This window comes from Croceitalea sp. MTPC5 (assembly GCF_036985505.1).
Lineage (GTDB): Bacteria > Bacteroidota > Bacteroidia > Flavobacteriales > Flavobacteriaceae > Croceitalea.
The window spans coordinates 1-13,172 of record NZ_BTGQ01000005.1 but is presented as its reverse complement, the minus strand read 5'-3'; the positions used below and the strand labels follow the sequence as shown (position 1 = coordinate 13,172).

Genomic DNA, 13,172 nt, shown 5'->3' with positions numbered 1-13,172 from the left:
ATGAAAAAACTAGTATTTATTTGTTATGTGCTGGCAATAACCACCGCTTTTGCACAAACCGCCGAAGAATATTTCAAACCTTTAAAATTTAGAAACATTGGTCCGTTTAGAGGCGGACGTTCGGTTTCGGCTTCAGGCGTAGTTGGTGACCCGATGACGTATTATATGGGAACCACAGGTGGTGGGCTATGGAAAACGAAGGATGCCGGGCAACGTTGGAATAACATCTCAGATGGTTTTTTTGAAATGGGGTCTGTTGGAGCCGTTGCCGTGTCGACCTATAACACGAATATTGTTTATGTAGGTATGGGAGAGCATGCACCACGTGGTGTAATGACATCCTATGGTGATGGTGTTTATAAATCTACCGATGCAGGAAAGACCTGGAAGCATATGGGCTTAAAAGAAACCCATCATATTTCGCGCATTATCATTCATCCAACCAATCCTGATATTGTTTATGTGGCGGCACAAGGGCAATTGTATGGGCCAAACAAAGAACGCGGAATTTATAAATCTACCGACGGAGGAAAGACTTGGAAAAACACACTTTTTGTAAATGAATTGACAGGGGCTTCCGAACTTTCGATGGACGCAAACTATCCAGAAATCATGTATGCGGCCATGTGGGAGCACCAGCGTAAACCCCATATGGTGGTCAGCGGAGGAGCAGGCAGCGGACTCTATAAATCTACGGATGCTGGGGAAACCTGGAAAGAGATGACCGAAGGGCTACCGAAAGAGAAAGGAAAAATGGCGATTTCCGTGAGTCCAGCAAATTCGAATAAGGTCTATGCCTTAATCGAAAGTGATTCCAATGCGGATAAAGGGGGACTTTTTGTTTCGAACAATGCCGGAAAATCATGGACCATGGCAAGCGGTGATAACCGCCTGGTGCAACGTGCTTGGTATTATATTGAAGTATTTACAGATCCACAAGATGAAGACATCGTTTATGTGTTGAGTGCACCCGCCCTCCGTTCATTGGATGGCGGAAAAAATTGGGAACGCATTTCAGGAACGCATGGCGATTACCATGACCTGTGGATCAATCCGAAGAATTCCTTAAACATGGTTATTGCCAATGATGGTGGCGCAGCGGTCACTTTTGACTTCGGAAAAACATGGTCGTCACAGACAAATATGCCTACAGGGCAGTTTTATCGCATAAATACAGATAACCTTTTTCCATATAATATTTATGCCGGTCAACAAGACTATTCTTCTGCTATGGTAGCCAATATGTCTGTGGGTAGGGGAGGCATTACCATGGCTGACTTTAGCCCTTCTGCGGGTGGAGAAAGTGCTTTTTTGGCCTTTGACCCAGACAATCCGAGATATGTCATGGGAGGAAGTTATTTAGGTACCATTGATGTTCTAGATATGGAATCTAAGGCCTCAACACAGGTTATGGCGGCACCTATTCAATATTTAGGACGGGAAGCCCGTAACATGAAGTATCTCTATAACTGGAACGCACCTACATTACGTTCACAACATGAAGAGAATACATTTTACCATGGAGCACAATTGTTATTAAGAACCCGTGATATGGGGGTTACTTGGGAAGAAATGTCCCCCGATTTAACCCGTGATATTGATGCCAAACAAGGTAATGGCGGTGGACCCTATACTAACGAAGCCGTTGGTGCTGAAAATTATGGAACATTAGCTTATGTCTTGGAATCACCACATGAAGCAGGTGTTTTTTATACGGGGAGTGACGATGGTTACGTACACATCACTAAAGATAATGGTGAGAGCTGGCAAAACATTACCCCGAAAAACTTAGGGGAATCTTTGGTAAACGCTATTGAGGTTTCCCCACATGATAAAGCTACTGTTTATATAGCCACTACAAAGTACAAATTCAACGATCATACCCCAGCGATTTATAAGAGCACGGATTATGGTAAAACTTGGGCGAGTATTAACTCTGGAATTCCCAATGGTGCCTTTACCCGTGTGGTCAGGGAAGATCCCACGCGAAAAGATTTGCTCTATGCCGGTACTGAAAAAGGGCTTTACCTCTCTTGGAATGGCGGACAAACTTGGAAACCTTTTCAACTCAACCTGCCAAAAACTCCGATTACGGATATTAAAATCCATCAAGGCGATTTGATTGTCGCTACTTCGGGTCGCGCATTTTGGATATTGGATGATTTAACGCTATTAGCGCAATACGAGCCTACGCAGAAAGGGTTGCGGTTGTATAAACCCAATGCCGCTATGAATGGTTTATGGTATAGCCCTATGAGCGGAAATACCGATAACTTTGATGGTATGAGTACCTTGTCTGGGGTAAACCCGGCAAGTGGTATGGTATTGTACTATGAATTACCAAAATTGAGTGATTCCACTGTAATCACTATGGATATTTTGGATGCGTTTGGAAAAACGGTACGGAGCTTTTCTTCTGAGAAGGATAAAAACTACAAACCTCACAATGGAGGGGGACCAAGAAGAGCCCCAACCCTATCGAAAAAAGAGGGTTTAAATCGTTTTGTCTGGGATTTAAAAACCCCGATTTTACCCGGAATACCTGGTGCCTATATTGAATCTCGTTTTAGTGGGCATGTAGTACCCCCTGGAACATATACGGTAAGTCTTAGGGTAGGCAATGAAACAAAAACAATCGAAGGCCAAATCGTTGCTATGCCAACGTACAAAACTACTTCAGAACAGTACACAGAATACCACACTTTTATGACCGACATGGAGCAGCGTTTGACCGAAATGCACAATACCGTAAATTCATTGTACAAGGCACAAGGGCAGTTAAAAGAAGTCTTGAAAGATGTTAGGGATGCTACGCTTAAAGAAGAGGGGAGTAAATTATTGGAACAATTGGATGCTTGGGATAAAGATATGATCCAACGTAAATCAAAGGCATATGACGACGTTGAGAATTTTCCCAATAAATTCACTGCAGAATATTTATTTTTAATTGATGCTACCAATAGTACCATTCCGCGAGTTAACCAAGCTTCTAAAGACAGAAAAAAAGAACTTGATGCGCAATGGTCAGCTTTGAAGGCAAGATCAACTACTTTAAGGAAAACGGCAATTCCAGAATTCAATAAAAAACTCTGGGATGCTGGTATCGGAGCAATTAGGCTTTAAAGTTATTGGTTTTTCGTTGTTGGTTGCCTGAATTGGTAAATTTGCCATTAGCTATGGAATACTATAACTATATAAAATCACTTCATCTCATTTTTGTGGTTACTTGGTTTGCGGGCCTGTTTTACATTCCCAGACTATTCATTTATCATATCGAGGCCAATGACAAGCCATCCCCAGAGAAGGAAATTCTTACTACGCAGCTAAAACTGATGACCAAGCGGTTATGGTTTATTATAAGCTGGCCATCTGCTGTACTGTGTACCTTTTTTGCAGTTTGGCTGCTGGTATTAATGCCAGGATGGCTAGAACAATCTTGGATGCACATAAAACTCGGTTTTGTTTTGCTTTTGATTTTATATCACTTAAAATGCCATCAAATTTTCAAACAATTTCAGCGCGATGAGGTCAAATACACGTCAAATTTTATGCGAATTTGGAATGAGGCTACCACAATCATTTTGTTTGCCGTGGTGTTTTTAGTGGTCTTGAAAAGTGCCTTTAATTGGATTTATGGAGTAGTAGGAATCATTGTTTTGGGTATACTTTTAATGCTGGGTATTAAACTTTACAAAAGGATTCGGGATAAAAATCCGAATGCTTGATATTAAAAATTCTTGGTATTAATAGAAGCTGATTTTGATTAACCCGTTTTTGCGTTTGAACTTGATTCTTGCGTTTGAACTTGCTTTGGTTCGATTATTGCTAACTTTATGTTCAAACTCGAAAGCAGTTGTTTAAAAAAATCTCTCTTCGCTCCCGTATTTTTTTATCCATGATCATGCTGGTGTTGATTGCATCGGTATTGATTGCAGGGGTAACCCTTTTTCAATATCAAGAGCAGTCACAAGACTACCATGAAAATAGATTGGAACGTAAAGAAGAACAGATTTTGCAAAGTATTGACTATGTGTTGCGAGAGACCACCTACGAGCCGATAACGGAGAATTTAGAGTTCATTTTTAAAGATGAGATTTATAAGATTGCCGATGTCCAAAATGTAAATTTTAATATTTATGACCTTGACGGGACACTTATAAAAAGTTCAAAACCCGCTTTTGAGGCCGATTCCGTTTCAAATTGTTTGGATGCCGAAGTACTGAACAATCTTCTAGAGAGTCCTGAAAAACGATATGTAGAAGAAAAGAGTACAGCCGGCGATAACTACCAGGCGACGTATAAGTACATCACCGATTTGAAGTTCAAGCCGATTGGTATTATGAACCTCCCATATTTTGAAGACAATTCATTCAATGATATGGAGTTGCGCGAGTTTTTCATGCGCTTGGGCGGGGTCTACTTTCTGATGTTGATTTCGGCGATTGTGCTGGCCTATTTTATTTCAAAGTATATCACACGTTCGTTGCAAACCATCTCAGATAAAATGACCCAAACCAATTTGACCCGTCGTAATGAGAAAATCGTTATTGATAATCCCACCGAAGAAATTGGAAAACTGATAGCATCGTATAATGAGATGATCGATGAATTAGAGGCTAGTGCGGCAAAATTGGCGCGAAGTGAACGGGAACAGGCGTGGCGTGAAATGGCAAAACAGGTCGCACATGAAATTAAGAACCCGCTCACCCCGATGCGGTTATCGGTTCAAAGTTTTGAAAGAAAGTTTCGCCCTGATGACCCAAAGGCAGAATCGAAAATCAAGGAGTTTTCAAAAACCCTGGTGCAACAAATAGACACCATGAGTAACATCGCTTCGGCATTTTCAAATTTCGCCGATATGCCGGCCCAGCAAAAAGAGACCCTTAATGTAGTGGAAGTATCAAAGCTTGCCCTCGATATTTTTAACGAACCCTATATTCACTTCATCGCAGATGAAGAAGAAATCATCGCAAAACTAGATCGAACACAATTAATACGCATTGTAACCAATTTGGTGATGAACGCTATTCAAGCCATGGGTACTCAAGAGCACCCAAGAATTTTGGTAACGGTTGCCACACAAGATGAAAATGTAAAAATATGCGTTGCCGACAACGGAATTGGTATTGCAGATGAATTTAAGGATAAAATTTTTGAACCAAAGTTTACGACTAAAACCAGTGGTATGGGACTTGGTCTAGGGATGGTAAAAAACATCGTCGAAAATTATCAAGGCAGTATCGACTTTACCTCACAAATAGGAAAAGGTACCGTTTTCACCGTAAGATTCCCTAAAGAGTAATTGTATTCGGTAGTTTATGGTTTATAGTTGACGGTTTGTTAATTTTACGAACAACGAACAACGAACAACGAACAACGAACAACGAACAACGAACAACGAACAACGAACAACGAACAACGAACAACGAACAACGATGACCTACAACAACATCTATATTGAAGAAGAAGACCATTTGGCCACGATTACCATAGACCGCCCTAAAAAACTCAATGCGCTGAACAAAGCTACCATAGAAGAGCTGCATCAGGCTTTTAAAGAACTTGACGAAGACAAGGCGATTAAAGTCATCATAATAACAGGAAGTGGTGAAAAGGCATTTGTGGCCGGGGCCGATATTTCTGAATTTGCCCATTTTTCGGTAATGGAAGGTGGAAAATTGGCCGCTAAAGGCCAAGAGTTGCTCTTTGACTTCGTTGCTAACCTATCGACACCGGTTATTGCCGCGGTAAATGGTTTTGCCCTAGGAGGGGGACTGGAGTTGGCCATGGCCTGTCATTTTCGGGTGGCAAGTACCAATGCAAAAATGGGTCTGCCAGAAGTTTCGTTAGGCGTGATCCCTGGTTATGGCGGTACCCAACGCCTACCACAACTTGTAGGTAAGGGCAGGGCCATGGAAATGATCATGACGGCGGGTATGATCACTGCTGAAAAAGCATTGCAATATGGGCTGGTCAATTACGTGGTCGAATTAGGGGATTTAATTCCACTTTGCGAAAAATTGGCGGGCAAGATATCGAATAACTCCACTGTGGCCATTTCGCACGCAATAAATGCGGTAAATGCGGGTTATAGCTATGATGCCGATGGCTATGCCGCCGAGATTGAAGCCTTTGGAGCCTGTTTTGGAACAAACGATTTTAAAGAAGGCACTTCAGCGTTCTTAGAGAAAAGAAAGGCAGATTTTCCCGGTTCATAGTCAGATGCCCCAAACCTGAAAAAATGAAACGATTACTACTCTTAATCGCCCTTATGGGTGTACTTTTTGGCGCTTTTTCGCAAAAAATGCCGGTTTCCTATGATTTTGGTGAAAAGCTGAACGACCGCTATCGGTATTCAAACCTGGTTACCATCGATAATGACGGTGACGGGGGTTATGTTCTGGTGCGATCTTATTTTCAAGGACTCATTTTAAAACCAAAAGGGTATTTGATAGAGCATTACAACAAAGACCTTGAATTGGTTTCCCAGTACAATTATAAGCTCAAAGGCCTTCAATTTGTCGATGGTTTTATCAAGAATGGGCAGTTGAAACTGCTATTTTTTAATTATGATTTTGAAAGGGGTTTCTACGAATATCAAGCACATACCAGTAATTTGGTGAACTTCAGTTTTGAGAAAGAGCAGTTGTTAAAGTTTGTGACCCCTGCAGTAGAAGGGGCTTTTGGCAAAAACTACTATAACAGGGATTTTAAGAAAGGATTTTCAACCACCCTACTGTTCAATGCTGAAAAAACGGGTTTTATCATCAGTACCCACCATAAAAAAAATAAAGAGAACAAACATACCATACACTTGTTCGATGCTGATTTGAACAAACGATGGGAACATGATTTCTCAGCTGAAGTAGCGGAAAAAAACTATGCCTTTGAAAATTTGGCCATTTCCGGTAACGGTAATGAAGCCTTTATTGTGGGAAAGGCCTATTTCAAAAAGAAACGGTTCAAGGCTGAGGAGCGGAAGTTTCAGTACGAACTGATAAAAGTGAATGGTGGGGTTGCCAAGACCCAATCATTTGATAATCCGGGGAAGTTCTCTGAAGGGCTTTATCCTATTTTGAGCAAAGGAAAGCTGTATTGTGTTGGTTTCTATGCCGATAGAAAAGATAATCGATACAATGGACTTTCATTCTTTGAATTGGATGCAACCTCTTTAACGGTTTTGAATAAAAAATACAATCCCTTTACCGACCAGTTTATGGATGATAAATTCGGTCGCGGTGAAAATGAGTTTGTGAATAACCTAGTTTTCAAAGGCGTTACGGTAACGGACGAGAACGACATTCTGTTCAATGCCGAAGAGTATTTTGTGACGCACAGTATGCATAATACCGGTGCGGGCCAGCGTATCAAAGTCGATCGTTTTCACCACAATGATATCGTAAGTGTCAAATTGAATACCAACGGTGATATGTTATGGGCGCGAAACATCAATAAAGCTGAGGTTACACAGGGAGACGGTGCTTATGCGTCTTACAGTTCTTACTCGAAAGATGGCGACACCTATTTCTTTTTAAGTACTGCGGCAGAGAATCCGCAACTTATCAATAACGAACGTCTCGTATTCAAGCAGGGCCTTACGGGCAATCGAAACGTATTCTTGATCTCTTTGGATGAAAATGGAAAGATGGATTACGAAAAAGTAATCGATGCGAAAGAAGCACGCCTCCCTTTGATGGTCTCCAAACCATTGATCAATACAAAAACGGATGAACTGCTTTTTTATGCTAAACGGGGCAACAAGAAACAACTGGTAAAAGTAGCATTCAACTAAGAACATATCATGAAAAAATCATCAAGCCTTTTAATTACGATTACTGCCTTTTTACTTTTGCTGTCTTGCAGCGATTCTGATGACGATACCCAAAATGCGATTGCGGGTAGTTGGCGTGTCGCATCCATCAAAGTTTCCAATGCCACACTAGTACAATTGGCGCCACCCAATGAAGATATCACCATTGATTTTCAAACGGATAACACATTTGTGGGCAGTACATCCGTAAATCAGTTCAGTGGTGATTACGAGCTTGAGAACACTACATTGACCTTATTGTCGTTTACCACTACGGAAGTGGCCGATACCCAATTCGGAACTGCCTTTTATGGTGCCATTACTGAGGCCCAAGTACCCAATACCACGGTTGCGCAGCTTCGGTTCCAATTTGATAGTGGGGACCTTATCTTGACTTTCGGTGATGGTGGGGAAATGGTTTTGGAATAAGAAATCATTTAGGCGGTCGCTCAGGGTAACGCCTACTCAGTATTTCAACATGTATTGAGATAGACAGACCGTTAAGTCCAAAATTCTTCGGTTGAATGTAAAGCATTAATTTACAAATAGATAAGATGACTCGATATACTTTGGCTTATCCCCTTGTATCTCGGACTTCGACGTCTTAAAAAGTCTTGATTCTTAAAGTTAAAATAGGATTCCCAGTATCGTTTCAGCATTTTAAATAGGAAATAATCCATAAATTTGGATATAATCCTAAAGAAATGAATCCAGAAAAATTTCTAAAAGGTCGCGGGGCCCAAAAAAATGTCCATAATAGATTTGATCGTCATGTGTATGAAATACGTGATGATTTTTTGGAGTTTTGTCGAATCGAAGGCGAAACATGCGACAACAATAAGACCCAGTACATTCCTATTTTCCCTAAAACCATTGTGAATAAGGTGACCAGCCCAGATGTAGGGATGTCGTATTCCATGAATCCGTACCAAGGTTGTGAGCACGGTTGCGTCTATTGTTATGCCAGAAATGCACACGAATTCTGGGGATATAGCGCCGGACTCGATTTTGAGCGTAAGATCTTGATTAAAAAACAGGCCCCTATACTTTTAGAGCAAAAATTAAAAAGCAAGCGATGGCATGCAGCGACCATCGTACTTTCTGGAAACACGGACTGCTACCAACCCGCAGAAAAAAAATATGAAATTACAAGAAGATGTCTCGAGATCTTTTTAAAGTACCGCCATCCGGTCGGTATTATCACCAAAAATGCCCTTGTACTGCGTGATTTGGATATTGTCAAAGAACTGGCAAAACAGCAATTGATAGGGGTAAACGTTTCCATTACCTCATTGTCGGAAAAGACGCGAAGACTACTGGAACCAAGAACGACCACCATTAAAAAACGCTTCGAAACGGTCAAGGTATTAGCGGCTAACGACGTACCCGTAAATGTCATGTTGGCACCGATGATACCGGGTATCAACAGTCATGAGCTGCTGCCCTTGGCAAAAAGGGCTTCGGAAGAGGGAGCGTTGTCCTTTGGTTTTACGGTAGTTCGTTTGAATGGGGCTATCGGACAGATTTTCAAAGATTGGATAGAACAAGCCATGCCAGATCGTGCTGAAAAGGTGCTTCATCAAATACAAGAATGCCATGGGGGATCTTTAAATGATAGTCGTTTTGGAATTCGAAGTCGGGGCGAAGGTAAAATTGCGACCCAAATTCACGATATGGCCAAATTGGCCAAACAGAAGTACTTTACCGGCAAAAATTTTCCAAAATTGCGAACCGATCTACATGCCGCGCACAAAGATGGCCAAATGCGATTATTTTGAATAAATTTAGAAGTAGTTGTCCAATACGAAGCAATGGCTTCGTCATTCTATTGAAAGCAAAATATAAACAGCTTGTCCCTGACGAGCATAAAACCGAAATCGATGAGTAATTTTTTGTATTTATTTAGAGGGGGTGATGACGCCTATGGAAAATTGTCACAAGAAGAAAAACAAGCCCACATGCAAGTATGGGGAACATGGATGGGAAAGTTAAAGGAAAAAGGCCAGCTTTTGGACGGGCTCCCCTTGGCAGAGGGTGGAAAGGTAGTTCACAATAGGGGGGAACTAGTTACCAACGGGCCTTTTGCAGAAGGAGCTGAATTGGTCGGGGGATATTTAATAGTTTCTGCCAAAGACCTGGATGAGGCCGTTGAAATCTCCAAGGGATGCCCCATCTTTGATTATGAGGGAAGTAATGTTGAAGTAAGGGAAATCATTACCATGGACAGCCATTAAGAAGTAGGACTTGAAACCATAAAGCCTGATGAAAATTGGGCTTTTTCAATTTTTATGCAAAACCAAGACTTTTCAAATACCATTGATCATTTATTCAGAAATGAATACGGGAAAATCGTATCCATTTTGACCAATAAATACGGTATTTCCTATCTAGAAAGAATAGAGGATATCGTTCAAGATACCTTTCTAAAAGCGATGAAGGTCTGGGCATTCAAGAACATTCCCGATAACCCCACCGCTTGGTTGTTCAGGGTAGCCAACAATGGGTTTATCGATCACTTGAGACGTAGTAAAAAAATGGACTATGTCGATGATACTTCGTATTTTGAGGGGAGCAGTGCTGAAAATGCAATGAAACTTGCAGAAGAAATAAACGATAGTCAACTTAAAATGATATTCGCCTGTTGCCACCCTTCCCTTTCGCAAGAATATCAGTTGATTTTGAGTTTGAAGTTGATAGGTGGTTTCAGCAACAAAGAATTGGCTGAAGCCTTATTGAAAAAAGAAGAGACCGTTGCCAAGTCATTTACCCGTGCCAAGAAGCATTTTAAGGAAAAGGTGCGGTTTTTGAAAGTTCCGGTACAGATGGGGCTTCAATCACGTTTGTTTGTGGTACTGCAGGTAATTTATTTGTTGTTCAGTGAAGGGTATGCGACCACAACGGGATCCCAGATCTTAAAAAGGGATATTTGTTATGAGGCATTGCGTTTGGCCCTGTTACTGCAGAAGAACCCCTATTGCCAACACCCTAATTTAGAGGCTTTGATTGCGTTGATGTGCTTTCATGCAGCTCGTTTTGATACAAGATTGGATGAACAAGGGGAATTGGTCACACTTGAATTTCAAGACCGTTCAAAATACAATCAAGAACTTTTTAAAATCGGGGTACGTCATCTTGAAAGCGCTGGAACCAATGATACGGTATTAGCTACCTACCATTTAGAGGCGGCCGTCTCATATTATCATTGCGAGGCAAAATCTTTTGCGGAAACGAATTGGAAAGAAATTTTATACCTCTATGATTTACGATTGAAAACACAATATTCCCCAATGGCCGCCCTAAACCGTATAGTTCCCCTATCAAAAGTAAAAGGTGCCAAACCTGCTTTACGGGAGTTGGATAAACTTGAAAAAGAACACGGTTTTGAAAATGTAAGCCTCTTCTATGCCATTAAAGCCGAGCTATTGTCCGAATTGGGTAAAAACGGGAAAACGGTTTTACGAAAAGCCATTGATTTAACCAACAACGAGCTGGTAAGACGGCATTTAAAGAAGAAGCTTAACGTATCTTAATGCCAACTTGACATTATAGCGTATTAAGAAACTCAGTGGAAATCGCATTACTGCTTTAGTATTTGATAGGTCAATTCCACCATTCCATCCTTAAATGCCATAACATAGCAATTATGGAACTTAAGAATTCCGTAATATATTCATTCGTTAGCACCACGCCATTTTCATAGTTGTTCATTGATTTCATCCACGAGACCGTTCCGTCCTTTTTGGCAATAAATCCATCAAGGCTAGAAACCATATGTAGGGTTATTTTTGGTGTTTCGGTTTTCACTTTTAGTATATGTGCCTTAAAGGTTTTAATAAAAAGTCGTTTTAATGCTTTTTATTTTGTGCTAATTCTCTTTTGGTTCTTAAGATTAATCCCAGTTGATCTCTTTGAATTTGTCTTCATCCCCCGTATTAGGAGGTGGTACAAGGTGGGCATGTTCAGAATCATATATTTTACCCGATGTTTTTTCTATTTTGTAATATGATTCTTGAGATTCTGAGACTATACTAAGGTCATAATAGTTTTCATATTCACGAATTATCATATTATCCTCAAAATTCGCGATGTCGATTTCACCGACTTCACCACTTTCATTGATAGCCTCTAAAACAAATTGGATATTCATCTTCGTTTCTTTTGTTTCCTTATAGAATGGAATCTTCTTTTCGTCATAATCTTCAGGATTGGAAACTCGATTCGTTGAAACAGTCCCTTCTAAAAGACCTACTCCAATATCAAAATAAAAAACAGTTTTTTTGGGGAGGTATTTTATTGGATTGGAAAAGGACACCCAAACTTCTTTACCATCTGTCAATACTTTGATTTGGGTAAAATTCGCTATACTTATCCCTTCATCAGTCGACAAGCCTGCTTCCTTAATCTTTTTTAAAGCCAATTGTATGATAGCATCTTTTCCTAAAAGTACAATTTCTTCTACCTCTATATCCATTTTAGTCTCTTGGGAATAACAGCAAGTGGTATAATTTAATATTAAATTAAAAAGGAAGAGTATTTTGAATATTTTCATTAGGAATCTTCTTATGAGCGTTAACGTTTTCGGCTATCAGCCTGTGGCCAACCCTAGACGTTTTTTAGTTGATTGGAGCTACGAAAAAATGATCAAGCTACAGCCGGGCCATAGTCATTGTAGTGTAACATCTTTTATTTGTAATCAGGAATATTCAAGCCCAAAATCAACTTTCTGTTCGCTGTCCAAATTCCATTTTTCTTTTCGAGCTTTACTATTCCCGAACCGCCCCTGTTTTTTTGAGACCGTCTTTTTTCGCTTGTTAGCTTTGGGTCACTTTCAAAAAAATAACTGTCCATGTAATAAGGAATAGTATTAGGTTCTTTTACGTAAATATGAATATGTTCAGGTTCTTGAACTTTTGGATAGGGTGCAGGTCTGAAAGTGTAAAAAGTGAATTTTCCGTCTTTGCCCGTTTTTAACCATCCACGATATTGTCCGTGCGTTTTTTCCCAGCCAAAAGGGTTTTTACTTGGTTGATAAATTCCTTTTCGGTCTGTATGATATAGGTATAGCAAGGTATTTTCCGCTGGTGTTTTTCCGTCTCTTTGAAATACGGTTCCCGTTATTTTTAATTTTGGCTTATTGTTTTCAAAACCAGGTAAAGTGTCAATCGCTTTTGGGGCAATATTCAAGGCTTTAAAATCTAAAACTGCTTCGCAATCTTGACAAGGTCCACCAACATTTCTTTCGGCATTAGCGTCTGATTGTCCTTTGCAAGAAATAGATAGTAAGGTCAATAACAATACGTGTAAATATGTTTTCATTCTCGAATATTATCGGTTTTAAAGTTAGTGAGAAGCCAGCAATGAA

At 40.3% G+C, this 13,172-nt stretch carries 12 protein-coding genes; 9 read left to right on the top strand and 3 right to left on the bottom strand.

Going from position 1 to position 13,172, the window contains the following annotated elements; translation table 11 throughout:
• The 9 genes from AACM45_RS15295 to AACM45_RS15255 all read left to right on the top strand — a co-directional run bounded on the left by AACM45_RS15295 (position 1) and on the right by AACM45_RS15255 (position 11,340).
• The gene (locus tag AACM45_RS15295; RefSeq protein WP_339143806.1) at positions 1–3,123 is read left to right on the top strand and encodes a VPS10 domain-containing protein; all 3,123 of its coding nucleotides are present in this window, start codon (positions 1–3) and stop codon (positions 3,121–3,123) included.
• 53 nt (positions 3,124–3,176) lie between these two features.
• A complete protein-coding gene (locus AACM45_RS15290; RefSeq protein WP_339143804.1) occupies positions 3,177–3,725 on the top strand; it encodes a CopD family protein in 549 nt (182 codons plus the stop codon).
• Between the two features lie 170 nt (positions 3,726–3,895).
• Entirely contained in the window at positions 3,896–5,302 is a 1,407-nt protein-coding gene (locus AACM45_RS15285) for a sensor histidine kinase (RefSeq protein ID WP_339144193.1), read from the top strand.
• A 133-nt stretch (positions 5,303–5,435) separates the two neighbouring features.
• Entirely contained in the window at positions 5,436–6,218 is a 783-nt protein-coding gene (locus AACM45_RS15280; protein ID WP_339143802.1) for an enoyl-CoA hydratase/isomerase family protein, read from the top strand.
• A 23-nt stretch (positions 6,219–6,241) separates the two neighbouring features.
• A complete protein-coding gene (locus AACM45_RS15275; protein WP_339143800.1) occupies positions 6,242–7,792 on the top strand; it encodes a hypothetical protein in 1,551 nt (516 codons plus the stop codon).
• A 9-nt stretch (positions 7,793–7,801) separates the two neighbouring features.
• Complete coding sequence (locus AACM45_RS15270) at positions 7,802–8,239, top strand: META domain-containing protein (protein ID WP_339143798.1); 438 nt, start codon at positions 7,802–7,804, stop codon at positions 8,237–8,239.
• 275 nt (positions 8,240–8,514) lie between these two features.
• Positions 8,515–9,588: a PA0069 family radical SAM protein gene (locus tag AACM45_RS15265; RefSeq protein ID WP_339143796.1), complete on the top strand. Its 1,074-nt coding sequence runs from the start codon at positions 8,515–8,517 to the stop codon at positions 9,586–9,588.
• 102 nt (positions 9,589–9,690) lie between these two features.
• Complete coding sequence (locus tag AACM45_RS15260) at positions 9,691–10,044, top strand: YciI family protein (protein WP_339143794.1); 354 nt, start codon at positions 9,691–9,693, stop codon at positions 10,042–10,044.
• Positions 10,045–10,098: 54 nt separating this feature from the next.
• The gene (locus tag AACM45_RS15255) at positions 10,099–11,340 is read left to right on the top strand and encodes an RNA polymerase sigma factor (protein ID WP_339143792.1); all 1,242 of its coding nucleotides are present in this window, start codon (positions 10,099–10,101) and stop codon (positions 11,338–11,340) included.
• A 70-nt stretch (positions 11,341–11,410) separates the two neighbouring features.
• Here the strand turns inward: AACM45_RS15255 and AACM45_RS15250 are convergent, their stop codons facing one another.
• From AACM45_RS15250 to AACM45_RS15240, 3 genes are all read right to left on the bottom strand, one after another.
• A complete protein-coding gene (locus AACM45_RS15250; protein WP_339143790.1) occupies positions 11,411–11,614 on the bottom strand; it encodes a hypothetical protein in 204 nt (67 codons plus the stop codon).
• A gap of 85 nt (positions 11,615–11,699) precedes the next feature.
• On the bottom strand, positions 11,700–12,281 hold the full coding sequence (locus AACM45_RS15245) for a hypothetical protein (protein WP_339143788.1): 582 nt from the start codon (positions 12,279–12,281) through the stop codon (positions 11,700–11,702).
• A 212-nt stretch (positions 12,282–12,493) separates the two neighbouring features.
• Positions 12,494–13,126: a dioxygenase family protein gene (locus tag AACM45_RS15240; protein ID WP_339143787.1), complete on the bottom strand. Its 633-nt coding sequence runs from the start codon at positions 13,124–13,126 to the stop codon at positions 12,494–12,496.
• Positions 13,127–13,172: the final 46 nt, after the last annotated feature.

Bases quoted from the DNA above. Each gene is read 5' to 3' on its own strand.
- AACM45_RS15245 (WP_339143788.1), bottom strand. From the start codon at position 12,281: ATGGATATAGAGGTAGAAGAAATTGTACTTTTAGGAAAAGATGCTATC.
- AACM45_RS15275 (WP_339143800.1), top strand. From the start codon at position 6,242: ATGAAACGATTACTACTCTTAATCGCCCTTATGGGTGTACTTTTTGGC.
- AACM45_RS15265 (WP_339143796.1), top strand. From the start codon at position 8,515: ATGAATCCAGAAAAATTTCTAAAAGGTCGCGGGGCCCAAAAAAATGTC.
- AACM45_RS15255 (WP_339143792.1), top strand. From the start codon at position 10,099: ATGCAAAACCAAGACTTTTCAAATACCATTGATCATTTATTCAGAAAT.
- AACM45_RS15260 (WP_339143794.1), top strand. From the start codon at position 9,691: ATGAGTAATTTTTTGTATTTATTTAGAGGGGGTGATGACGCCTATGGA.
- AACM45_RS15295 (WP_339143806.1), top strand. From the start codon at position 1: ATGAAAAAACTAGTATTTATTTGTTATGTGCTGGCAATAACCACCGCT.
- AACM45_RS15290 (WP_339143804.1), top strand. From the start codon at position 3,177: ATGGAATACTATAACTATATAAAATCACTTCATCTCATTTTTGTGGTT.
- AACM45_RS15280 (WP_339143802.1), top strand. From the start codon at position 5,436: ATGACCTACAACAACATCTATATTGAAGAAGAAGACCATTTGGCCACG.
- AACM45_RS15240 (WP_339143787.1), bottom strand. From the start codon at position 13,126: ATGAAAACATATTTACACGTATTGTTATTGACCTTACTATCTATTTCT.
- AACM45_RS15270 (WP_339143798.1), top strand. From the start codon at position 7,802: ATGAAAAAATCATCAAGCCTTTTAATTACGATTACTGCCTTTTTACTT.
- AACM45_RS15285 (WP_339144193.1), top strand. From the start codon at position 3,896: ATGATCATGCTGGTGTTGATTGCATCGGTATTGATTGCAGGGGTAACC.